The organism is Porphyromonas crevioricanis (assembly GCF_900476255.1).
Taxonomy (GTDB): Bacteria; Bacteroidota; Bacteroidia; order Bacteroidales; family Porphyromonadaceae; genus Porphyromonas; species Porphyromonas crevioricanis.
Genome location: NZ_LS483447.1, coordinates 1,565,336 through 1,586,900 on the forward strand (window position 1 = coordinate 1,565,336; position 21,565 = coordinate 1,586,900).

Sequence of the window (21,565 nt, forward strand, 5' to 3'; positions counted from 1 at the left end):
TGGATTATTAAATTCTTGATCTTTTCTTTTTTATTGTGCGTAAAATCTCCACAGGATCTCTTAATAGAGGAAGCCAAAGAGCCATAATGGGATTACTTTTTCTTTCCCCACTTCGATGTTTGCCACAGCTGTATATTGACGAGGTTTAGATTTGCGAATACCCTCCTGATCTGTCTGGACAGAGTAGGAGTATTCATTGTCGAGCAAAAAGTCTATTCCGTTTTGTTTGGGAACAGACACATCGTGTCGCACCTTAACTTGATTGAGGAAAAATGTGGCATAAGTTTGGGCATCGAAAGCTGTTTGCGGATTCAATACAAAACAAAGATTAGGGTTATGGAGATAGTATTTCGATGGTTTTTTTTGAGAGTTGTCTCCTGATTTGTAGAGTAAGTTTACCAGACGAGCGTCCGCCAGATACTGCATGTAATTGCCGACCGTAGCACGAGACAACTCAAGAGTTTGGGAAAGTTTTGAAACATTTGGCCAAGCAGGGGCTTCCATTGACATCAGGTAGAGCATTCGGCGCAGTTTATGCAAAAAACGCTGATCTATCTGACGAATAAGTAGGACATCGACCTCCAGCATCATATTGATTGCTTTGAGCAAATTTTCTGAGTAGTTGTGTTTCTCCAAAAAGAAAGGATAGTGGCCATGATGGATGAAATCATTGAGCCATAGGGCTGGGTGAGCTTTGCTCACTATTTCTCTAGCAATTTCCTCGTGTTGCTGTTGAATTTCCGAAAGTTTCAGTACAGGAAATTTATGTCCTGTCATTTGATATAGAAATTCGCGGAAAGAAAAACCATTTAAGGTATAAGGTTGACAGATACCCCTAAGTTGTTCATTTTCTTCTTTCAGGCGCATTACAGTTGAACCTGTAAAAACAATCTTAAGAGAGGGGAAATGCTCATAGCAATAACGAAGTTCTTCCGACCAATTGGGGTATTTGAATACTTGATCCAAGAGTAAAACCTCGCCTCCGTCCTTTACAAACTGCTCAGCGAAGCCTATGATACTCATTTCGGAGAAACAAAACTGATTGAGGTTAGCATACAGGCAACGTCTGTCATCTATTTGATAATGTTCGGCTGCATAATCCAGCAAGAAGGTCGTCTTACCAACACCTCTGGCTCCTTTGATGCCGATAAGACGCTTGCTCCAGTCTATTTCATCCATCAGTCCCCGGCGAAGAGAGGAGTGACTGTTACTAAGCAAGTAACGGTGTGTTCTATGCATGTGGTCCATTGCCGACTACCTAATTGTTGCTACAAAGGTAGAACTAAATTTTATCGAAATGCAAACTGCTGTTTGCAAAATCAGTAATAAAAAAAGATAATCTCTGGTGATTTTTTCTCCCCCTCTCCAAAAAAGTTGTGCTGTCTTTGTAACAAATAGATAGGAGTATAGGAATAATTGTATGACGTGTACTGAAAAAAGTTGACAGTTGGCGTGCTTGTTTTTTATTAGCTGTTTACACACACCTTTCTTACTTCTGTTTTGGGTTTACACCTGCCGACTCAGACTCCTCAAATGGTTTACACTGGCAAATTTAGCCCTTTGCCTGGGATTCTCATCTTAGCGTACAATTTAGGAGCGATTTCCAATTTCTCTTCCACACTCGGGACGAGCAGGTTGTGTGCTCTGTTTTGATGAATCTGCATCGGTGTCAAGCCTCCATGGGCTTGGTGTCGATGCGCCTCATTATACATCAGCACCACCCGTGCCATGGCCTGCTCCAGTGTTTGCATTTCCTCGGAAATGAACCACGAGTTCTTGAGCGTATTGTTCATCCGCTCGGCTAAAGCATTATGCAGTGGATCACCAGTCTGAGTCATACTGACACGGTACTATTGCGCCTTAAGAAGATTTGTGTACTCCCAAGAAGCATATTGCACTCCTCGGTCGCTGTGATGAATCATACCCCTCGGGTTTACATTCTGTTCTCGATAAAAACTAAACACCTGTTTTAGAAGTATTAAGAGTTCTGAGCTTGCATTTATAGTAAGCCTGACGGCTGAAGCTAAGCAGTCCGCAGAGGGGAGCCACCGGCTGAGGTTGCTCCGACTCTGAGAAACGCTGAACTACTTGTCTGCGGAGTTTTTTCTTATCTCAATACTGTAGGTCTCTTCTGCCAGGTCGACAAGTATCTTATTATTGGTATCCGATAAAACTTTTCGAAAGCATAAAAAGGTATAGTTAAGCCCATAAATCAGCTCCTTTGGAGTCTTTTTTGTTTCTGTAAGCCCCTTTTTTCTTGCACTTCAGAACGAGAACCTGTTTTGGTATTCTCTTACCTCTTGTGGTGGCAAGAGCATGAGATTGTTTCCAAAAAGCTCTCCTAAGAGATTGACTATTCGGCTGTCCGATTAAATAGAACGACAATATACTTTGATGAAAAGGAGAAATTCTCTTAGAAAGAGAATAGTTGGTTATTTCTTAAGAATAGCAACCGGTAAAAAGAGAATGATAAGTCTCGAAAAACTTTTATCGGACACCAATAGTATCTTATAGGCCTTATGCCCCAGTTCTTCTCTTTTGAGTTTCACCTTGAGGGAGCGATTCTCTTGACGGAGTTGCGCTAACTCTTCCTATTCGCTCATGCTGAGCCTGCTCTCTTCTTTACGTTTCGGTTTCATACAATCTTGGGCTTGAGGTTTGTCCGATAAACTAAATTTACGAAGCCAAGAGGGAATAGGCCCTCTGGACAAGCCATATCTGTTCTGTATGGCATACTTACTGAAGGAGGTACTGAGGTACCCTTCCAAGATCCGAAGACGTTCGGAATTGCTGAGATGTTTGGACATAATGTTTTTGATTGATAGCACGCCAAACTGTCAACTTTTTTCAGTACACGGCAGGGGCAGGAAGATGATGAAAAACATTCGACAGATTCTGATCGACTCGAGATCCAGGAAGAATACTTCAGTGGTGTGATCAAAGCAAGTATGCGATAAACAAGAAATAAGGTCTCTCGCATGGTAATGTTAATCAACAGCTACATAAATTTACCCTTTGATGTAAACATCAAGAGACAATAAAAGAAAAAAAGATTCCTGCACGGGTCATTCAAGAAGAGAAAAGAAAAAAGAAGAACTTCAACGACTTCGAAAAGAGGATCGTAGTCCTAAAGCCCAATTTAAGCGAGAAAACTTGAGTCATGCAATATTCCTGAGTGGTTGAGATTGCCGTTGGCAGAATTGAGACCATTGGAAATATCTCTTACAGAGTCGCAGCTTGAGAATTGGCTGAACATCATACTAATAAACTGATTTCAAGCATTGTAGCCTTTGCAATGTTTATCTGTGCTAGACTCTCGAATAATCCTTTTCTCTTGGCAGTTTACTGATGGCTTGCGCGAAGAGTATTACATTCGTCATAAGAGTGAGGGGAGTTGGACTCTCTTTACGGAGGTGCCATTTTGTTCCTTAGCTCTACTTCCTTTTTTTTGATGGGGGTATCAAAACGTTTAGGACAACATTGGTAGGGAACTGCAAATGGAAAAACATAACGTACCGTATTTGGATGTATGAGAAATATGTCTACCTTTGCATCCGTATTCGGGGTGTAGCTCAGCCCGGTTAGAGTACACGTCTGGGGGGCGTGTGGTCGAAGGTTCGAATCCTTTCACCCCGACGAATACAAGCACCGAGTGTACGGTTTTGCCCTGCTTCGGTGCTTTTTTGCATCTATGAATTTCCCGATATGGAGTGTCTGGATTTGGCTACTTTTGTGCAAACTATAGAGATATATCTCTGATGAACACTTTCGGTAATATCTTTCGTTTGACCAGTTTTGGGGAAAGTCATGGTAAGATAATTGGAGGGGCAATAGATGGTTGTCCGGCCGGTTTACGTATAGATGGAGACTTTGTCTCCGAACTAATGAGTAGACGTAGTCCTGGGCAATCCAATCTGACCACACCTCGGAAGGAGCCTGACAGCGTTGAGTTTGTGTCTGGTTTGAAGAGAGGGTATACAACCGGAGCCCCTTTGGCCTTCTTAATACCCAATATTGATGTTAGGAGTGGGGATTATGAAGATATAGCAGAGGTATTCCGTCCGGGACATGCCGATTACACATATCACAGCAAATATGGTGGATATCAGGAGATTCTAGGAGGAGGACGAGCTTCGGCAAGAGAGACTGCTGTGCGCTGTGTGGGAGGGGCAGTTGCATCTATTCTATTGCATGAAATAGGGGTAGACCTCGCAGCCTTTATATCCCGAATAGGAAGCATAAGCATTTCCAATCAGGATCGAGAAAAGTTATTGTGTATGGATATTGCACAACTAAAGATCCTTACTACAGCTTCAGCCACATACTGTCCACTTCCTGAATTGGACTTGGCCATGGGAAAGGTGTTGCTTTCTGCTAAAGCAGATGGAGATAGTCTAGGTGGGGTCGTAGAATGTATTGCAAAAGGAGTCCCGGTCGGTTGGGGAGAACCCATATACTCCAAATTGGAATCTATGTTGGCAGCAGGAATGATGAGTATCAACGCTGCACGAGGTTTTGAGATTGGAGATGGCTTTTCGCTTGCTTCTATGAGAGGCTCTCAAGCAAATGATGTTTATGGCATAGGTAGTCATGGTCGGGTTTCTTTTCTGAGTAACCATTGTGGAGGAGTACTGGGAGGGATCAGCAGTGGTAGCCCTATTTTTTGTCGTGTGGCTTTCAAACCAACTCCCACGATTGCTCTACGACAGTCTACCGTAAGCCGCAACGGTCAGGTACGTGTTTTACAGGCAAAAGGTCGACATGATCCCTGTGTTGCCATACGAGCAGTAGCTGTGGTGGAGGCTATGGCTGCTTTGGTTTTGGCTGATGCTTATCTCATGAGTAGGGCTTCGGCTCTGTTGGGCTGAAAGAATAAAGTAGGAACGAATCATGTGGAATTTATTTTGGGTTGGACAACCGATTGTAGACATTGTTTACGTGACTATCGCCATTCAGCTTCTGTTGATCGGTATAATGGTGTGGCATATACCTGAGATCTTCCGATTGAGTCTTTCCTCTTTATGGGCAGGCAAAGAGAAAGACCTTCATACCTATCTCCTCCGGCATATGCCATTTGCTTCATTTTCTATTTTGACTTTTGTTCAGACGAGTATAAGTGGAGCTTTTGTAACATGGCTCATATTGCGTAAATATGGTATTTGTACGATTTGGGAGGTAGGAGAATTTTATTTCCCTTTGTTAATTTTGGGAGTAGTGATATTGACTCTATCAATTCGCTTGCTCTCGTATCGGCTGTGGAAATGGTTGTTTCTGCCTTTGCATAGGTTGGATTATTCTTCTCTCAGGTATATCTTGTGTTCCTGGTTTTGGTCGGTTTCTTTATCTTTTTGTTCTTTGTTGTTCTTATTGCCTTGCCCTGTACATATTTGTGGCATAACAGTTTTGAGTTTATTCCTCTTGTGGAGAATTGCTGTTATAATCTTTTCAGCCCGGGATTTAAGAGTGGCTGGCTTATGTCAGGCACATGTTTTTTTGTACCTTTGCGCCCACGAAATTCTGCCATATGCCTACTTGTCAGTGGCTATTATGGGAGGGATGTTGAATAGCGAAATGCAAGAATTTTTATGGCAACAGGTATAAAGAAAATCTTGGTCTCTCAACCGAAACCTCTTACGGGAAAATCTTCTTATTACGATGTAGCAGAGAAGTATGGTGTTGAAATTGTATTTCGTCCTTTCATTCAGGTAGAATGTGTTTCAGCCAGGGAGTTTCGAGATCAGAAAGTAAATATACTGGAACACACGGCTATCGTTTTTACAGCTCGGACAGCTATAGACAAATTTTTCAGTCTACTGGAAGAACTCAGGCTCACGATGCCAGAGACTATGAAGTATTTCTGTGTGAGCGAGTCTGTAGCTGTCTACTTGCAGAAATACATTGTATACCGCAAGCGTAAGGTTTTCTTTGGGGCTTCTAATGAGATTGCGGATTTGGTGACAGTTATCAAAAAGCACAACAAGGAAAAGTATTTTATTCCTGTGGCAGAGGAGCATAAGGAAGATTTATTAGATATGCTCAGAGCAGCAAAAATCCAGTTCGACAAGGCAATTATGTACCGAACTGTAAGCAACGATTTTGCTGAGGATGAGCGTCTGGATCATGATGTGCTTCTTTTCTTCAGTCCTTCAGGTGTTTCTGCGTTGAGGAAGAACTTCCCGAATTTTGACCAAGGAAGTATTCGTATTGGAGCCTTCGGTCCCTCTACGTGCAAGGCCGTAGAGGAGGCTGGGTTGAGATTGGATATTTCAGCTCCCACTCCAGAGGCCAAATCGATGCCCATGGCTTTGGAGTTGTACCTATCTCAATTTATTAAAAAGGCTAAATAAAATTGTTTAAAGGAACCCGAACGAAGAGAGAAAGGCAAAGCTTTGCTCTTTGTGGCATAAAGATTTACTCTCAATCGCACCCTCCATGTCTAACTCCTCGTATTCGCTATCTAAGGCAGAGCGGCTGTATTTACGAGAGCAAATAGCCGATCTCCACCGGAAAGGGAAATCTTTTGTAGCCTATCCTTTGAGAGTGGTGTGGTTGGTCTGTCCGATACAAGAAGAAGTTCCTCCTCTGCGGATGTTGGTCTCTGTTGCTAAAAGACGTTTTCGCAGAGCTAACAAAAGAAATAGAATAAAACGCTTAGTACGAGAGAATCATCGTTTGAGGAAGCTCGAAATATCAGAATTCCTTAGTGACCATGGCCTGCAATTGGATTTGGCCTATATGATGGTAGGAGAACAGTTACCCTCTTTCGATGAAATAGGCAAAGCTGTAACTAGAGCATTGAACCGAATACAAAAAGAGTTAGTGTAGACGATGCGACTGATTCCTTTTTTATTGAAACTTTTTGAGATAGCCAAGATATTCCTTACGCATGTATTGAGTCTTCCAATCTATTTCTATAGAGGAGCTATTTCCCCTCTTTTGCCTCCTTCTTGTCGTTTTACTCCCACTTGTTCGACCTATGCATTAGAGGCCCTTCGCAAATACGGTCCATTTAAGGGCTTGTATCTGTCTATACGTCGTATCTTCCGTTGTCACCCCTGGGGAGGAAGTGGGTACGATCCTGTGCCCTGATTCTTACTTTTTCCCAATATGTATTTTGATATACACACCCATCTATCAAAGAGAAAAACTCCTTTTTCGATAAGCTCCTATGATGTTGGAGAGATATCCTTTTCCACACTGCCTGTTTTCCCTTTCAGCTTAGGGTTTCATCCTTATTACTTGGAACGAGAGCCAACCATAGACCAAAAGAAATTATTCGTTCGTATGGCGACATCAAGATCTTGTGTGGCCATCGGAGAGTGTGGTCTGGATAAGTGTGTAAAGAGTGATTGGGATCTTCAGATAGCAGTCCTGCGATTTCAACATAAAGTATCAGAGGATTTGGCCAAGCCTATTATTCTTCATCTTGTAAGAGCTTGGTCAGATCTGTTTTTTCTTCACAAAGAACTTAGGCCGAAACAACCATGGATTGTACATGGTTTTAGGAAGAATATTACTCTGGCAAAGCAGCTGATCGACAGGGGTATATATCTGAGTTTTGGGGTTAATTTCTCCGTTGAAAGTTTACGATTGGCATATTATTCCAACCGACTGCTGGTGGAGTCGGATAACTCTGGGCTACCCATAGAACAGATATATCTCAGTCAGAGTGAAGCTCTGAACATTCCTATCGACATCTATTGTAAGCGGGTACGCTTGTCCATTTCAGAGCTTTGGCCTTCTTTGCTTTCTCCTACCTTCTTCTGAGGAATTAGACATTTCTTCTTCTCATCCATCCTTTGAGATTATTTTACTAATATTACGAGGCTGAAAAGGAGATTTTCAGCCTGAAAGAAAGCGAACGAAAATATTATGTTGCATTATGATAGCCAAACAGTTGATCCACCCGCAATCCATCGCTATTGTCGGAGCTTCTGACGATTATTCAAAACCAGGAGGACGAGTACTTAAAAACCTTATAGAAAGTCATTTCCCCGGACGGCTGGTCCCAGTCAATCCAAAATCAGAAGAGATTCAAGGACTGAAAACCGTTTCTTCGATTACTGATTTGCCACCAATAGATCTTGGAATATTAGCCATACCGGCACGTTTTTGTCCGGACACTGTGAGGGAACTTGTTGTAGAAAAAGGAGCTAAAGGAATTATTATTTTCTCGGCTGGATTCTCTGAATTGGGCATTGAAGGAAAGACCATGGAGAGAGAGATTGCCGAAATTGCAAATGCTCATGGAGCTACAATTATAGGCCCCAACTGCATTGGTATGATGAATACATTCCACAGCTCGGTTTTTACAGAACCAGTACCCATTCTCAACTCTCACGGCTGTGAACTGGTTTCAGGATCTGGGGCTACTTGTGTGTTTATCATGGAGTCTGCTTTATGTAGAGGGCTAAGTTTTTCTTCTGTCTATTCGGTTGGTAACGCGGCACAGACGGGTATCGAGGATGTACTTGCTTACCTTGATGAAGCCTATATCTCAGGACAATCTTCTTCTACTTTACTGCTCTATATCGAGAGTATTTCCAAACCCGCCATGTTTTTGGAACATGCCCGATCTCTTGTGGAGAAAGGCTGTCATATAGCAGCTATAAAGGCAGGCTCTTCTGAAGCTGGCAGTAGAGCTGCAGCATCCCATACAGGAGCTATGCTCAGCTCAGATATGGCTGTAGAAGCTTTGTTAAACAAGGCTGGAGTCATTCGTTGCTATGGCAGGGAAGAGTTGTGCTCAGTAGGAGCTGTCCTACAACACAAACCTCTTCGGGGGAACAGGCTTGCTATTATCACTAATGCCGGGGGGCCAGGGGTAATGCTTACGGATGCTTTGTCTAAGATAGGGATGTCGGTACCTTCTCTCTCCGATACTGGAGCAGAGCGTTTACTCTCTGATTTGTTTGATGGCTCTTCCGTTGCCAATCCCATAGATATTTTGGCCACAGGTACCCCTCAACAGTTGGAAATCTGCATAGACTATTGTGATAAAGAGGCCCAGGAGGTAGACGGCATTATCATTATATTTGGTAGCCCGGGCTTGCGTTCTCTGACAGATGTCTATGAATTACTCCTGAAAAAGCAAAAGAGCTGCAGAAAACCTTTGTATGTAGTGATGCCTTCGGTGCTCAATACAAAGTCTGATATGGAAGAGTATGTACGGAGAGGTGGATTGTTTTTCCAAGACGAAGTGGGCTTGGCCCAAGCTTTGTCCAAAGTTTACCACAGCCATGCTCCCAACAAGACTCAACTGGCTTCTTTACCTCAACTTGATGAAATACGAGCTTTAGTAAATAGAAATGCATCGGGTCTGCTCCCAACCTCGGAAGCTCTTCATTTGCTCGATTTGTCCGGTATAAACCGTCCTCAGGAGGCTATCGTGACATCTGCAAAGGCTGCCGTGGAAAAGGCCAAAAGTATTGGCTATCCTCTGGCAATAAAAGTAGTCGGTCCGGCTCATAAATCGGAGCTTGGCGGTGTAGCTCTAGGTATAGCTGATCCTGTCACCGTTGAAACAACTTATGAACGTATGATGAGGATAGAAGGAGCCGAAGGTGTGCAAGTTTCGGAGATGATCGATGGTGTAGAGGTCATGATCGGAGTAAAAAAAGAAGGAGCTTATGGCCACCTCATCACTTGTGGTTTGGGAGGGATATTTGTAGAGGTCATGAACGATATACAAGTAGCTCTGTCCCCCTTAAGTTTTGAGGAAGCTCTTGGCATGGTAGGGCGACTCAAGTCTTATCCTATCATCAAGGGGATAAGGGGGAAGCAGGGGATAGACGAAGATTTGATTGCTCGTACTTTATGCCAAGTCTCTGCTTTAGTTGCAGCAGCCCCGGAAATTGAAGAAATGGATATCAATCCTTTAATAGGTAGAGGGGAAAGGCTTGTTGCTGTCGATGTAGTGGTAAAACTGCAGAAATAACTTCTCTCTGAGAACTAAAGATGAAACAATAAACACAACAAACAATACAATACCCAATGAACTTACCAATTTCAGAAGAGCTCATCAAGGAGCAGATGGCCAAGTTGCATATTGAGAATGTAGCTATAGCTTCTATCCGTGATCTTGTAGCTTTGGTTAATGCCTTAGAAGAAGCTACTCAGACAAAATTCGTGCGCATGGAGATGGGAGTGCCAGGTCTACCTGCACCTAAAGTTGGCATTGAGAAGGAAATAGAAAAGTTGAGAGAAGGAGTAGCTGCTGTCTATCCCAATTTGAACGGACTACCCGAACTCAAACAAGAGGGAAGCCGATTTGCTAAACTATTTCTTGACATTGAAGTCGATGCTCGTTGCTGTGTACCTACTGTAGGTTCCATGATGGGAGGATTTTCCTCTTTTTTAGTTGCAAATAATACTTTCAAGAACAGAGAAAAGGGAACTCTCTTTATTGATCCCGGCTTTAATCTGAATAAACTGCAGTGTCGTATCTTGCAGCAGAAATTTGATAGCTTCGACCTATATGAATATCGAGGAGAGAAACTTAGAGGCAAGCTTCGCTCTTATCTGGAGACCGGCCAGTATTGCACGATATTTTATTCCAATCCCAACAATCCTACTTGGCAATGTCTCACAGAGGAAGAGTTACGTATTATAGGTGAATTGGCCACGGAGTTTGATTGTATTGTGGTTGAAGATTTGGCCTATTTTGGCATGGATTTTCGACAAGATTACTCTCGCCCTGGACAGCCTCCTTATCAACCTACAGTAGCGCATTACACGGATCACTATATCCTTACAGTATCCGGTTCTAAAGCATTCAGTTATGCGGGGCAGCGTATTGGATTGATGATCATGAGCAATAAACTTTTTGACAGACAATATCCCGATTTGCAACCCATATTCGGTCGTTTGCACTTTGGGGATGCAATGATTTCTTCTGCTCTTTATGCTATCTCTGCCGGTGTGACACACTCTGCACAGTGGGCTTTGGCTGCTATCTTGAAAGCGACCAACGATGGTACGTACAACTACCGAGATGCTACGATTGAATATGGTCTGAAAGCCAAAGAGATGAAGCAAATGTTTCTGAACAATGGCTTCCATATTGTATACGACAAGGATGGAGAAAGAGATATTGCCGATGGTTTCTATTTCACCGTCGCTTACGGCAATATGGATAGTGAAAAGCTCCTGTTTAAGATGATCCAATATGGGATTTGTGCTATTACGTTGCGAACTACCGGTAGTGATCGCATGGAAGCAATACGCATTTGTACTTCTTTAATACCGAAGGCGCAATTCCCCGATCTCGAAACACGACTTCAATTGTTACATCGTAGTGAATCATAAGCTGAGACAGCCTTGTGTCTTAATCCATGGGATAGCAAAGAGCCTCGGCAATGGAGAAACTCCATTGTCGAGGCTCTTTTTTGTCGATTAACCCCGCAGAAGAGCTGTTGTTAAGGAGGGGACACTATCCAATCGCTTCAATGAGTACGAGTGAACCATCAGAAAGGGTTGTTGCCACTAAATAAGGAGACTCTGCTTCCCGAATCTTCAGTTTTTTTCGGAGTTCGAGAGGAGAAAGAGGAAAATTTCGAGAAACCAAATTAGCCGCCGGTAGACTTTGAGTAAGGGCTTTGACTTCTTTGTGATGATAGGGAATAATGCGTGCTATTCGGAAACTCTTACCCGGAAAATCAGATACTGCCTTCTCCGAAGAATAGAGGTGGCTATTGGGATGCAGTTTGTAAACCTCATATTTCTGACAAAGAAACCTATGACAACCAGCCTTCATGATACCAGAGTGGGGGAGATATAGGTAAGAAAGCGGTTGATCTGCTATCAAAGCCCGACTTGTCTTTTCTTGCGCCAAACAAAAGGTAAAATGGAGTCCCGAAGAGACGTCCGACACTATGATAGGGATTTCTTCTGTTGGTAGAGAGACTCCCGGTTCAATGAGAGCAAGGAGTTCCTTTACTTCCCCTTTTTGAGCCACGATGTGCAACTGGCTGATGAAAGTCAATTTGTTTAACGTGTCAGACAAGTCGAGCATAGGGGAGAGCTTGGCTAACAATCGTATAGAGCCATCTTGAGGGAGATGCTGCAATAGCTCGGATACATTGGGCTTACAGTCTTCAATACTATACTGACGATGATATTGCTTACCCTTGTCTATTCCTTCTCGTCTGGCTGGATCTATATAGAAAAAAGTTACACCACTCTCTATCAGTTGGGGTATTATCTTTTCAGCATTTGCCTGTAGAAAGCGTCGTGGAGAGGATGAAAGTCGAGATAGATTATATCGAGCAGCTTGGATAAGCTCAGGTTGCAACTCCACGTAGTATGACGGTTGCTCAGAAACAGATTCAAGAGCCCAAAAATCAACACCCATCCCTCCCGTAAGGTCAGCTAATGTATCATCTAGGTTAATGAAACGTTTTTTATAATTCGCTACTTCTTCAGAGCTGCACTGCTCCAGGGCTAAGCGAGAAGGGATGTAGCATGACAGAGAGGCCCAAGATGGCAATTTGTGGGAGAACTTGCCTTGTAAGGCTAGTTGCAAGGCTACTCGTGCTCTCAACTTTGCCGGTACGTTGTTAGATCCAAGCAGAAGCCTCTCGGGGCTAATCTCTCGAGAGGCTTTTGTATATTCCATTATAAGGTTTATATGTTCGATATCTTCATCCATTCGATTAGTCATTTTGGGGTGAAGAGTACCAAGAGGCGTAGGTCGTGTAGTTGTGTGCAATACGAAGGTTGATCTCTGCTGCCTGTTCAGGATCTATATTTTTGACAAATTTGGCGGGTACTCCTGCGTATATGCTCCCTGGCTCTACATGAGTACCAGATAACACCACGGAACCGGCCGCAATGATAGCACCTTTTCCGATTACCGCATGATCTAAGACTACTGATCCCATACCGATAAGTGCATAATCCTCCACTGTGGCACCATGTACAACTACATTGTGTCCCAGAGAGACGTAATTCCCCAACACTGTTTGAGACTTCTCATAGAGCGTGTGTATTACTGCGCCGTCTTGTATATTCACATTGTTCCCAATGCGTATACTATTAACATCGCCACGTACCACTGCTCCAAACCAAACACTGCAATTGTCCCCCATGACCACATCCCCGATCACGGTGGCGTTTTCTGCCAAAAAGCAGTTATCCCCAAACTGAGGTTGAAAACCTCTGACTTCCTTTATTAAGGCCATTCTGTACGAATTTAGATTGCTTGAGTTTTTCCTTTTAACCAAAGGGCTTCCTCTGCACTTAGTAGGGGAGACAGAGTCTTATATACTCTTTCTTGATAAGCATTGTACCACTCAATCTCCTGTTCTGTGAGCATGCTCTTGTCGATCATATTATTGTCGAAATAACAAAGAGTGAGTGTCTCAAATCCGAAGAAACGACCAAAATCCGTTTCACAATTCAGCTTTGTCACAACAAGGTTTTCGATACGTATCCCCCATTGATCAGCCCTATAAATCCCCGGCTCATTACTGGTGATCATACCGACTTTGAGAGGGGTAGGGTTCACTTCCATACGGATGTTCTGTGGCCCTTCGTGTACATTCAGAAAGCAGCCAACTCCATGCCCTGTGCCATGACCATAGTGCAATCCTCTATCCCATAGTGGTTTGCGAGCTAATACATCTATCTGATTCCCTCTTGTGCCTTCGAGGTACTGTGCTGTAGCAATGGCGATATGCCCCTTCATGACAAGAGTATAGTCCTCCTGTAGCTGCTTAGACGGTTTGCCGTCAAGAGAGATGGTACGAGTAATGTCTGTTGTACCATCGAAATACTGACCTCCGCTGTCAAGTAGTAGTACTCCTTCCTTTTTCACTCTGTAGGCTGTTGGTTCTTCGGCTCGATAATGCACAATTGCTCCATGTCCTTGATATCCAGCAATTGTATCGAAGCTGTCACCGAAATATAGATCTTGTAAAGCCCGGAAAGCTGTGAGTTTCTCTCCAATCTCAACCTCGCTAGGAGTTAGCCCCTTGTCGAGAGTTTTTTCCAACCAGATAAAAAAGCGTGTCAAAGCCACTCCATCTCGCTTCATGGCATTGCGTACACCCTGCAATTCTATCTCATTCTTTACAGCTTTCATAAGTGTGATAGGGGAGACTGCTTCTATGATCCGGCAATGAGCAGGAATAGCCTTATAGAGGGCTTCGTTGATGCGACGACCGTCTACCAGTACTTTATGAGAATCGGACAGGGATGATACATAGTTGTAGATCTCTCCATAAGGTTTGAGAGTGATACCTTGTACCTCAAGTTCATTACGCAGATCTGAATCTATTTTTTCAGGAAGCACGAAAAGAATTGCAGTTTGCTCCGAAACAAATCCATATGCTACACCTACGGGGTTGCATTCTACATCTTTCCCTCTGATGTTGAAGATCCAAGCCAACTCGTCAAGCATATTGATTATGTAGCAATTGGCCCCATGTTCAGACAAAGCTTTGCGACAGCGAGCAATCTTGCCTTTTGCCGTCTCTCCACTGTATTGGGTGAGCTGACCAAATAGTTTTCCTGTAGGAATGGCCGGGCGATCGGGCCACACTGTTTGGTCAAATAAATCTGTGGAACAATCGAAACGAATCCCGAATGCTTCCAACTTACTTTCCAAAGCTTGAGCTTCGGCATGAGGGTAGCAACGTCCGTCACAAGCAACCACATCTCCCGGCTGCAGCTCTGATGTTAAGAAGCTGTCTATCCCCGGTGTCTCGGGCAGACCCTCTTTGTAAAGTTTGATACCAGAGCCTCGCAATTGTTCTTCTGCCTGAAGAAAATAGCGCGAGTCTGTCCAAAGACCGGCCTTGTCTGGTGTGATGAGTACTGTTCCTGCCGAGCCCGAAAAGCCGGAAATCCAAAGACGAGCTTTCCAATGCTCAGGTGTATATTCGCTCAGGTGAGCATCGGAAGATGGGATAATATAAGCCTTGAAACCATTCTTATGCATGGCAGCTCTAAGCCTTTCTACGTGTTCCTTGATCTGCATATTTTCAGTATCTGTTTTGTTGTTTGTGTATTTAGCTGTTGATTGATCCTACTGATGGACAGGATCTAGTAGGTCATTTACTTCCTTGACAGGAGAGAAAGTAGTAAGAGGCACCTCTACAAAAAGAGTCAGCCAATGGTGCATACCTCCATTCCATAATCCCGGCAATTCTAATCCTAATAGAGGCTTGCCATTGTAGGTTTTCTCGGATACAAAGGCCGTTTTCGCATTTACAAACTCATTGAGGTCATAATGTCCACCCTCCGGACGCAGTTTGGAACAAACCAAGTCTACAGGGTTGAAGAAACTGCCCTCACGGAATAGGGCCAGCTGATCTTCTCGAGAAGTATCTATCTGCGAACTTTCCAGTATTTGCAAAGATGAAGATCCATCCGGCTCTCGAATAATGAAAGGCCCTCCGCCCGGTTCTCCCTCATTCTTGACCATACCACAGACCCTGAGAGGTCTATCCAGTTTACTCAAGAGGGCTGCCTGAAGTCTATTGTCATCTATCTTGTCTACATCTGGAAGGCAAATAGCAAAGTTCTCTCGTAGGAAAGAATATATCTCATTCAACTCGTTGCGACTCGTTTTTGCCTGCTTTAGTTTACCTACATAAGCAAATACCTGTCTACGAAGAGCTACCAATATCCCCCCAAGCAGCTTTTTGTATACGATAGTATCACAAAGCTGCTCTTCGGGAACTACATTGTCAATGTTCTTTATGAAAACGATGTCTGCATCGAGGTCATTGAGATTCTGTATCAAAGCTCCATGTCCACCAGGGCGAAATAGCATTTCACCCTCAGGCAAACGGAATATCTCCCCTTGTGGAGTAAGAGCTATAGTATCTGTAGATGATTTTTGTTCGCTGAGGCTAATGTCGTATCGAACACAGTAGTAATCTTCGTATTCGATTTTCTTTTTCTCTATCAATGCCATGAAAGCCTCGCGATGCTCAGTCGAGACGGTGAAGTGCAACTTTACCAGTCCATCGTTTGGCCTTGTGTAGATGGCAGCTTCCACCATATGCTCCTCCACTGCAGTGCGCGGATGTTTAAGTCCTTTGTGAAAAAGCAGCAGCCCTTTGGGGAGATTGCCATAGTTGATACCGTCTTTTTGTAGCAAATTTTTTACTACAAGTTTGAAATCCTCTTGAGAAACGAGCTTCTGTATAGGCCTCCAATTGTTTCGTAGACAAGCCTCATTAAGCAAACCATAGAAAGCAAAGTCTTGTATCCGTTCGAAAAAGAGTTGTTCCGATTCCGTTTGAGGGATATCATATGGAGCTTCAAGGAAAGCATACAGATCTTTGAACATACGTGTGGCTGCTCCCGAAGCAGGCACCATTTTAGTCACATTGGCTTCGAGACTTTGCATATAGTCTTCCCATAAATCCAGATAAGCGGACTTCTCCGATAGATCTATACGTACAATGCCTCTATCCAGAGATGCTGAGGTGATGATTTCAGGATAGGGGGTTCCCTCGCTGATCATACGCACCTGCTCCAGAGCTTTATCCGGAGTAATGCCTCGTGCCTCCATTTGCATAAGGTCTTGAGGGCTAAAAAGATCGGCTTGTAATTCTTCCTTATATTCCATACATACTATACCGGACGAAGAACAGTTGTCGTTCCACTTAATTTATGGGGGATGGGCACTGATATTTACGACAGTAATCGCTTTACAATGCCTGCAATGACGGCTCCTTCGGCTTTCCCTTCAAGTTTTTTTTGAGCGGCTCCGATTACCTTGCCCATCATTTTTATATCAGAAACCCCTAATTCAGCAATAAGTTCTCTAATAATTGGCTCAACCTGTTCTTCACTAAGCATTGCCGGTAAGAAAGAGGCGATTACTTCGGCCTCTGCTAATTCGACTTCCGCCAATTCGGGACGATTGTTCTGCTTGTATATCTCGGCCGATTCCATCCGTTGTTTATGCAATTTTCGCAAGATTTTCAGGGCTTGTTCATCGTGTAGTGTGCCATCCGAACCTTTGGCTGTGACAGCTTCCATGAATTCCTTCTTTATGCTTCGCAATGCTTCCAAACGCACCTTCTCGCGTGCCAGCATAGCTGTTTTGATCTCACCATTGATGTCCTCAAATAAGCTCATATTATACTGTACTTTTTTACGTGTGTTCTGTTTGTATTTATCCACTACCAAAGTTAATAATTACCAGACAATCCGATTTAGAATATACTATTTATTATGTAATCATTGTTATGTTTAATAATGAAGCTTGAATAAAGCCTCTCCGCTATTGTGTAAGCTAACTCTTCTCTTCTCTTCTCTTCTCTTCTGAACTCTTAATTAGATATTTTATTCATTCGGGTCACATGGGATTTATGCTAAAACAAGGAAGTTGCCTATGCGGGTTTGTATATCAGAAAATCACTTGCTATCTCACAGAACTGCTCGGGATGCATCATCACCAGTTCTCCGTGTTCCATATCAGGAATTTCTCTCGTATGTATGCCATTCACATATTTCGAAACCCATTGAAGATCTCTCTTTCGAGAGTCTTTTTCTCGAGAACCGTACCAAAATAGAATCTCTGTTGCCAATGCTGGCATAGTTATGGGCATCTTGTAGTTGTTAGCCGAGTCAAAAATATTCCAAATGGTCCTTCGAGATAATCCCCTGAGAAAAGAAAACATATCTTGGTATCTCTCTTTACCATTATCCCCAGCCGGAGTCCAGCGATTGGGGCTGACAAATCGTTTGAAAATAAATATGTTACTTCTGATAAGTTGGATCATTAGATAATCCCTGAGAAGGATAAGACGTGTAATCCAACGTGGGAAATTATAAGGAGTAATTCCCCCATCAATGATAGCCTTGTGGATCGTGATGCGATGTTCTGCCAGCATACGCAAAGCCATTGCTCCACCTATACTCAATCCATACACTCCCCAAAGTTCTCCATAGCCATGTTTTAGCAAATAGTCCGTTGTATCACTCACTGTCTTCTCTACAGAAACGAAATCTTTCTTTTCCGTCGGATCATGCCCCTCAATAGCCGGAACAATGATATGCAGGTGTTTTGCCAACAATTTGATGGAGGGCATATAATCCGTCCAACAAGTACAAGATCCCTGAAAGAACAGTAGCCTCTTGGAGTTCTCTCTTCCAAATTCATAGACTTTCATAGCCTGCTAATACCCAAGATTTGTCTTCGCTTAAGAGTAAATCTTCATGCTGATCAGATTGGGGAGTTGGCACAGCTCATTGGAGAGCTCTGTTTCGTTGTTTATAGAGGAAATACGGACACTCAAAGAAATAGCAAAACTCATGTTTTGTAAATCGTGTTCTGTGCTGAAGTTTATGATTTTCACATTGTGTTTGGCCATAATTTGGGTCACTGTTTCCATCCCCCCCGATTGGCTACAAAACTGCAACTCAATCAACTTGTTGTATCCTCCGATGCGTCTGGATATTTCCAAACGATCCATCATGGACAATACGGCAATAACAAGAGCGGTGACAACTACCGATGGGACATACAACCCAGCCCCAATAGCCAACCCAATCACTGCGGAGACCCAGATGCCAGCAGCTGTAGTAAGCCCTTGTATACTCGCCTTCGTGCGCATAATGGCTCCAGCTCCCAGAAAACCGACACCGGTAAGTACCTGTGCCGCAATGCGTGCCGGGTCTCCTGGATTGCTACTACTCAGATGTGTGGACAAAGGAGTCCAGATAGAAATAAGCATTGCCAACGTGGAGCCCAGACATATCAACGTAAACGTTCGGAAACCAGCTGAGTGATATTTTGCTTCGCGCTCCAAACCAATTGCCCCTCCCAAAAGAAGGCTGAGCAATATACGGACCCCAGCTTCAAACAAAGACGGATGAGAGTATTCAAACAAGGAGGAAAGAGAAAAGTCCGGCATATATCAAAGTCTCCGTTTTATTAGCAAATCAAGCCTCCGATCAGCTCATTTACATCACTTATACCCTCGGATTCGAGGTAATTGTTCAATTCCTGTACGAGACGTCCTGACACGGTTGGATCCACAAAGTTGTAATATCCGACTTGTATGGCAGTGGCTCCAGCTAAAAGAAAAGCTACGACATCCTCGATACAGGATATTCCTCCCATCCCTATCACGGGGACCGACACAGCTTGTGCAACCTGCCATACCATACGCAGGGCCACGGGTTTGATGGCCGGGCCGGATAATCCTCCAGTAATGGTACTGAGGATAGGCTTTCTACTTCGCACGTCAATAGCCATTCCAAGCAAGGTATTGATCAGAGATACAGCATCGGCTCCAGCAGCTTCCACGGCTCGGGCTATAGCACATATATCTGAGACATTTGGGGAGAGTTTCACAATCAAAGTTTTAGGATAAGAAGCCCTCACCGCAGCCACTACCTCTGCTGCAGAGGGGGGACAAACTCCAAAGGCCATCCCTCCTTCCTTGACATTAGGGCAGGATATATTTAACTCTATTGCATGTATCCTGTCGAGTTGAGCCACCTTTCTGGCTGTCTCTGCATAATCTTCTATGCGAGATCCACTTACATTTACTATAAACTCTGTATTGTAAGCCTCAAGAGTTGGATATATGTGCTCGGCAAAGTAGTCTACCCCTTTATTTTGCAATCCGACAGCATTCAACATTCCAGAAGCTGTCTCAGCCATGCGAGGATAAGGGTTTCCTTCTCTATGGTGAAGGGTTGTCCCTTTCACAACTATTCCTCCCAAAGAAGAAATATCCATCAGGTCTGAAAATTCCGTCCCATAGCCAAAAGTACCGGAAGCGGTCATTATAGGGTTTTTTAGCTTTAGACCACCTATGTTTACTGCTGTTTGAGCCATGTTAGTTCCTCCAATTTGAATACGGGTCCTTCTGTACACACACATCGATTGCCGGTAACGGTCTGTTCCACACAACAGAGGCAGGCACCTAAGCCACAAGCCATCATATTTTCCAGAGAGAATTCCACACAAGCATCTCCTCCAGCCACTTTATGAGCTACGGACTTCATCATCGGTTTAGGGCCACATACATATACATAAGAGTGCTTTTGCTGCCAAATCTCGTGGTCTGTGACAAAGCCTTTTTTTCCAAGAGTGCCATCATCCGTACACAAATAGAGTTGGGAAAACTCGGAAAAGCGATCTGCAATACCCTTCAGATACGCAGCATTTTTTGCACCTAAAAGGACTTTCGGTTTTTCACCGGAATGGCGGTAAATACTTCTGGCTAAGTATAACATGGGAGCTATACCGACCCCTCCTCCCACCAGAAGAGGAGAAGCCTTAGAAGAAGATGGGAGTGAGAAGCCTTTCCCCAATGGGAAAAGAATATCAAGGCTGTCTCCACTCTTCACTTGAGTGATAAGTCGTGTTCCTTCTCCTACTGCATCTACAAGTAACAGCAGGTGGTTTTTCTGCTCGTCTATATCACAAATGGATATTGGACGACGCAGCATGAACTTGCGGCCGGGTACGGATATTTCCACGAATTGTCCCGGATCAACATCTCTTAGTGGTATCTCTGCCGGGCAAGCCAACTCAATCAGATGGTAAGTGCCTCCGGGTTGGCTTATGCCTACAACCGGCATGAGTTGTTGGTATTTCTGAAGCATTGTAATATAATATGGGCTATGTTGTCCGATACAAAGATAAAGGTATCCTTGCAAGCACCATGGATAAGTCTATGCTGTTTATGGCGGAGCATTTGTAACAATTGTCCTCATTAGATTTCAGACTTGGTTATATACAGCAGGCAATACTCCCCGTGTCTTCAGTTTCTCCCTTCGCTTATTGGCCTGTTTCACCCATATCAGAAGGCATAAAGGTTTGATAACTGCTATCTGTATAGAATACGATGATCTTTTCTATGGCCTTGGTTGGCTGTTGTATCACGATAGTCGGAGGGGAAGTTGTTTCCGATTGAGTGGCTACTGCATCTTTTTCTCGTTTTTTCTCAACCCCTGATGGCTGCGATTTTTGAAACAAGTCAGTAGAATGGTCAGGATTTCTCGATTCTTGACGCATTCCCTGATCTAGCTCCTCTGTTGAAAAGAGAGACTGTTCTTCGTGAGCCAAATGTTGCATGGGGCCTGTACCGAATAATAGCCAAGCATGAGACCAATCAGGAAATGTCCGGATAATCTTATTCAAGACTTCCAACGTCACATTGGACTTCCCATTGAGAATATTCGACACAGTAGCTCTCGGAAGTTCGCAACTGTCAGCGAAAGCAGAAGACTTCATTTCCAATACATTTAGCATGTACTGGATACGATCTCTTATTTGAACGGCATCCAAGCCTATTTCTTCTGACATTATGTCTACAATTTTGAGTTTGTTCTTATGAATACAAATATATAAAGACAAATCACATCCCAAAGAGTATATTTATAAATCCACCCCTGTTATAATTTAGATATATGCATTCCCACACTGGTTTACATCTCTATATTGAGGCAACAAACACCTCACATACATGTATATATCAATCATATTGATATATATAATCATCTGATAATAAGACTATTAAGCATTATATTTATATGGTTTTAGGAATATATGTTACTAACAGTACTCTACAAAGCCAATACTTGT

Annotated in this window: 22 protein-coding genes and 1 tRNA gene; 9 read left to right on the top strand and 14 right to left on the bottom strand. The window is 43.4% G+C overall.

Going from position 1 to position 21,565, the window contains the following annotated elements:
• Positions 1 to 60 precede the first annotated feature (60 nt).
• The 4 genes from DQN70_RS06815 to DQN70_RS09640 form a co-directional block, all read right to left on the bottom strand.
• On the bottom strand, positions 61 to 1,248 hold the full coding sequence (locus DQN70_RS06815) for an ATP-binding protein (RefSeq protein WP_036888784.1): 1,188 nt from the start codon (positions 1,246 to 1,248) through the stop codon (positions 61 to 63).
• 290 nt (positions 1,249 to 1,538) lie between these two features.
• The gene (locus DQN70_RS06820) at positions 1,539 to 1,838 is read right to left on the bottom strand and encodes an integrase core domain-containing protein (protein ID WP_023938428.1); all 300 of its coding nucleotides are present in this window, start codon (positions 1,836 to 1,838) and stop codon (positions 1,539 to 1,541) included.
• A gap of 753 nt (positions 1,839 to 2,591) precedes the next feature.
• Positions 2,592 to 2,807, bottom strand: a complete 216-nt coding sequence (locus DQN70_RS06825; RefSeq protein ID WP_023938703.1) for a hypothetical protein — start codon at positions 2,805 to 2,807, stop codon at positions 2,592 to 2,594.
• A 332-nt stretch (positions 2,808 to 3,139) separates the two neighbouring features.
• Entirely contained in the window at positions 3,140 to 3,259 is a 120-nt protein-coding gene (locus DQN70_RS09640; protein ID WP_317047085.1) for a DUF4372 domain-containing protein, read from the bottom strand.
• 302 nt (positions 3,260 to 3,561) lie between these two features.
• Between DQN70_RS09640 and DQN70_RS06835 the strand changes: the two genes are divergently transcribed.
• The 9 genes from DQN70_RS06835 to DQN70_RS06875 all read left to right on the top strand — a co-directional run bounded on the left by DQN70_RS06835 (position 3,562) and on the right by DQN70_RS06875 (position 11,307).
• A tRNA-Pro gene (locus tag DQN70_RS06835) sits at positions 3,562 to 3,636 on the top strand.
• A 122-nt stretch (positions 3,637 to 3,758) separates the two neighbouring features.
• Complete coding sequence (gene aroC / locus DQN70_RS06840; RefSeq protein WP_023939483.1) at positions 3,759 to 4,868, top strand: chorismate synthase; 1,110 nt, start codon at positions 3,759 to 3,761, stop codon at positions 4,866 to 4,868.
• 22 nt (positions 4,869 to 4,890) lie between these two features.
• On the top strand, positions 4,891 to 5,601 hold the full coding sequence (locus DQN70_RS09715; protein ID WP_023938701.1) for a DUF4271 domain-containing protein: 711 nt from the start codon (positions 4,891 to 4,893) through the stop codon (positions 5,599 to 5,601).
• A complete protein-coding gene (locus tag DQN70_RS06850; RefSeq protein WP_023938699.1) occupies positions 5,586 to 6,347 on the top strand; it encodes a uroporphyrinogen-III synthase in 762 nt (253 codons plus the stop codon). The genes DQN70_RS09715 and DQN70_RS06850 overlap by 16 nt, the downstream gene beginning before the upstream one ends.
• Positions 6,348 to 6,432: 85 nt before the next feature.
• Positions 6,433 to 6,825 (top strand): ribonuclease P protein component, encoded by a 393-nt coding sequence (locus tag DQN70_RS06855; RefSeq protein WP_036888783.1) that lies wholly within the window; start codon positions 6,433 to 6,435, stop codon positions 6,823 to 6,825.
• Between the two features lie 3 nt (positions 6,826 to 6,828).
• The gene (gene yidD, locus DQN70_RS06860; RefSeq protein ID WP_023938696.1) at positions 6,829 to 7,089 is read left to right on the top strand and encodes a membrane protein insertion efficiency factor YidD; all 261 of its coding nucleotides are present in this window, start codon (positions 6,829 to 6,831) and stop codon (positions 7,087 to 7,089) included.
• Positions 7,090 to 7,107: 18 nt separating this feature from the next.
• Entirely contained in the window at positions 7,108 to 7,767 is a 660-nt protein-coding gene (locus DQN70_RS06865; protein WP_023938694.1) for a TatD family hydrolase, read from the top strand.
• A gap of 115 nt (positions 7,768 to 7,882) precedes the next feature.
• Positions 7,883 to 9,937 (top strand): acetate--CoA ligase family protein, encoded by a 2,055-nt coding sequence (locus DQN70_RS06870; protein ID WP_023939484.1) that lies wholly within the window; start codon positions 7,883 to 7,885, stop codon positions 9,935 to 9,937.
• Positions 9,938 to 9,993: 56 nt separating this feature from the next.
• On the top strand, positions 9,994 to 11,307 hold the full coding sequence (locus DQN70_RS06875; protein ID WP_023939485.1) for a pyridoxal phosphate-dependent aminotransferase: 1,314 nt from the start codon (positions 9,994 to 9,996) through the stop codon (positions 11,305 to 11,307).
• A 124-nt stretch (positions 11,308 to 11,431) separates the two neighbouring features.
• Here DQN70_RS06875 and DQN70_RS06880 read toward each other — a convergent pair whose 3' ends face one another.
• The 10 genes from DQN70_RS06880 to DQN70_RS06925 all read right to left on the bottom strand — a co-directional run bounded on the left by DQN70_RS06880 (position 11,432) and on the right by DQN70_RS06925 (position 21,286).
• Positions 11,432 to 12,661 carry a THUMP-like domain-containing protein gene (locus DQN70_RS06880; RefSeq protein WP_052521760.1) on the bottom strand — a complete coding sequence of 410 codons (1,230 nt, stop codon included), beginning with the start codon at positions 12,659 to 12,661 and terminating at the stop codon, positions 11,432 to 11,434.
• Entirely contained in the window at positions 12,654 to 13,181 is a 528-nt protein-coding gene (locus DQN70_RS06885; protein WP_023938690.1) for a gamma carbonic anhydrase family protein, read from the bottom strand. Before DQN70_RS06885 ends, DQN70_RS06880 begins: the two co-directional genes overlap by 8 nt.
• 11 nt (positions 13,182 to 13,192) lie before the next feature.
• Positions 13,193 to 14,980 carry an aminopeptidase P family protein gene (locus DQN70_RS06890; protein WP_023939487.1) on the bottom strand — a complete coding sequence of 596 codons (1,788 nt, stop codon included), beginning with the start codon at positions 14,978 to 14,980 and terminating at the stop codon, positions 13,193 to 13,195.
• A gap of 48 nt (positions 14,981 to 15,028) precedes the next feature.
• Entirely contained in the window at positions 15,029 to 16,582 is a 1,554-nt protein-coding gene (locus tag DQN70_RS06895) for a DUF4301 family protein (RefSeq protein WP_023938688.1), read from the bottom strand.
• Positions 16,583 to 16,647: 65 nt separating this feature from the next.
• The gene (locus DQN70_RS06900) at positions 16,648 to 17,097 is read right to left on the bottom strand and encodes a GatB/YqeY domain-containing protein (protein WP_036888775.1); all 450 of its coding nucleotides are present in this window, start codon (positions 17,095 to 17,097) and stop codon (positions 16,648 to 16,650) included.
• Positions 17,098 to 17,351: 254 nt separating this feature from the next.
• The gene (locus tag DQN70_RS06905; protein ID WP_023939489.1) at positions 17,352 to 18,134 is read right to left on the bottom strand and encodes an alpha/beta fold hydrolase; all 783 of its coding nucleotides are present in this window, start codon (positions 18,132 to 18,134) and stop codon (positions 17,352 to 17,354) included.
• Between the two features lie 30 nt (positions 18,135 to 18,164).
• Positions 18,165 to 18,878, bottom strand: a complete 714-nt coding sequence (locus DQN70_RS06910; RefSeq protein ID WP_023939490.1) for an MgtC/SapB family protein — start codon at positions 18,876 to 18,878, stop codon at positions 18,165 to 18,167.
• A gap of 20 nt (positions 18,879 to 18,898) precedes the next feature.
• Positions 18,899 to 19,810: a dihydroorotate dehydrogenase gene (locus tag DQN70_RS06915; RefSeq protein ID WP_036888773.1), complete on the bottom strand. Its 912-nt coding sequence runs from the start codon at positions 19,808 to 19,810 to the stop codon at positions 18,899 to 18,901.
• Positions 19,792 to 20,583, bottom strand: coding sequence for a dihydroorotate dehydrogenase electron transfer subunit (locus DQN70_RS06920; RefSeq protein WP_231968806.1), 792 nt, complete (start codon positions 20,581 to 20,583; stop codon positions 19,792 to 19,794). The genes DQN70_RS06915 and DQN70_RS06920 overlap by 19 nt, the downstream gene beginning before the upstream one ends.
• 175 nt (positions 20,584 to 20,758) lie before the next feature.
• Positions 20,759 to 21,286, bottom strand: coding sequence for a helix-turn-helix domain-containing protein (locus DQN70_RS06925; protein ID WP_036888772.1), 528 nt, complete (start codon positions 21,284 to 21,286; stop codon positions 20,759 to 20,761).
• Positions 21,287 to 21,565: the final 279 nt, after the last annotated feature.

Coding starts and splice junctions, on each gene's coding strand:
- DQN70_RS06815 (WP_036888784.1), bottom strand. CDS start 1,248: ATGGACCACATGCATAGAACACACCGTTACTTGCTTAGTAACAGTCAC.
- DQN70_RS06820 (WP_023938428.1), bottom strand. CDS start 1,838: ATGACTCAGACTGGTGATCCACTGCATAATGCTTTAGCCGAGCGGATG.
- DQN70_RS06825 (WP_023938703.1), bottom strand. CDS start 2,807: ATGTCCAAACATCTCAGCAATTCCGAACGTCTTCGGATCTTGGAAGGG.
- DQN70_RS09640 (WP_317047085.1), bottom strand. CDS start 3,259: ATGATGTTCAGCCAATTCTCAAGCTGCGACTCTGTAAGAGATATTTCC.
- aroC (WP_023939483.1), top strand. CDS start 3,759: ATGAACACTTTCGGTAATATCTTTCGTTTGACCAGTTTTGGGGAAAGT.
- DQN70_RS09715 (WP_023938701.1), top strand. CDS start 4,891: ATGTGGAATTTATTTTGGGTTGGACAACCGATTGTAGACATTGTTTAC.
- DQN70_RS06850 (WP_023938699.1), top strand. CDS start 5,586: ATGGCAACAGGTATAAAGAAAATCTTGGTCTCTCAACCGAAACCTCTT.
- DQN70_RS06855 (WP_036888783.1), top strand. CDS start 6,433: ATGTCTAACTCCTCGTATTCGCTATCTAAGGCAGAGCGGCTGTATTTA.
- yidD (WP_023938696.1), top strand. CDS start 6,829: ATGCGACTGATTCCTTTTTTATTGAAACTTTTTGAGATAGCCAAGATA.
- DQN70_RS06865 (WP_023938694.1), top strand. CDS start 7,108: ATGTATTTTGATATACACACCCATCTATCAAAGAGAAAAACTCCTTTT.
- DQN70_RS06870 (WP_023939484.1), top strand. CDS start 7,883: ATGATAGCCAAACAGTTGATCCACCCGCAATCCATCGCTATTGTCGGA.
- DQN70_RS06875 (WP_023939485.1), top strand. CDS start 9,994: ATGAACTTACCAATTTCAGAAGAGCTCATCAAGGAGCAGATGGCCAAG.
- DQN70_RS06880 (WP_052521760.1), bottom strand. CDS start 12,661: ATGACTAATCGAATGGATGAAGATATCGAACATATAAACCTTATAATG.
- DQN70_RS06885 (WP_023938690.1), bottom strand. CDS start 13,181: ATGGCCTTAATAAAGGAAGTCAGAGGTTTTCAACCTCAGTTTGGGGAT.
- DQN70_RS06890 (WP_023939487.1), bottom strand. CDS start 14,980: ATGCAGATCAAGGAACACGTAGAAAGGCTTAGAGCTGCCATGCATAAG.
- DQN70_RS06895 (WP_023938688.1), bottom strand. CDS start 16,582: ATGGAATATAAGGAAGAATTACAAGCCGATCTTTTTAGCCCTCAAGAC.
- DQN70_RS06900 (WP_036888775.1), bottom strand. CDS start 17,097: ATGAGCTTATTTGAGGACATCAATGGTGAGATCAAAACAGCTATGCTG.
- DQN70_RS06905 (WP_023939489.1), bottom strand. CDS start 18,134: ATGAAAGTCTATGAATTTGGAAGAGAGAACTCCAAGAGGCTACTGTTC.
- DQN70_RS06910 (WP_023939490.1), bottom strand. CDS start 18,878: ATGCCGGACTTTTCTCTTTCCTCCTTGTTTGAATACTCTCATCCGTCT.
- DQN70_RS06915 (WP_036888773.1), bottom strand. CDS start 19,810: ATGGCTCAAACAGCAGTAAACATAGGTGGTCTAAAGCTAAAAAACCCT.
- DQN70_RS06920 (WP_231968806.1), bottom strand. CDS start 20,583: ATGCTTCAGAAATACCAACAACTCATGCCGGTTGTAGGCATAAGCCAA.
- DQN70_RS06925 (WP_036888772.1), bottom strand. CDS start 21,286: ATGTCAGAAGAAATAGGCTTGGATGCCGTTCAAATAAGAGATCGTATC.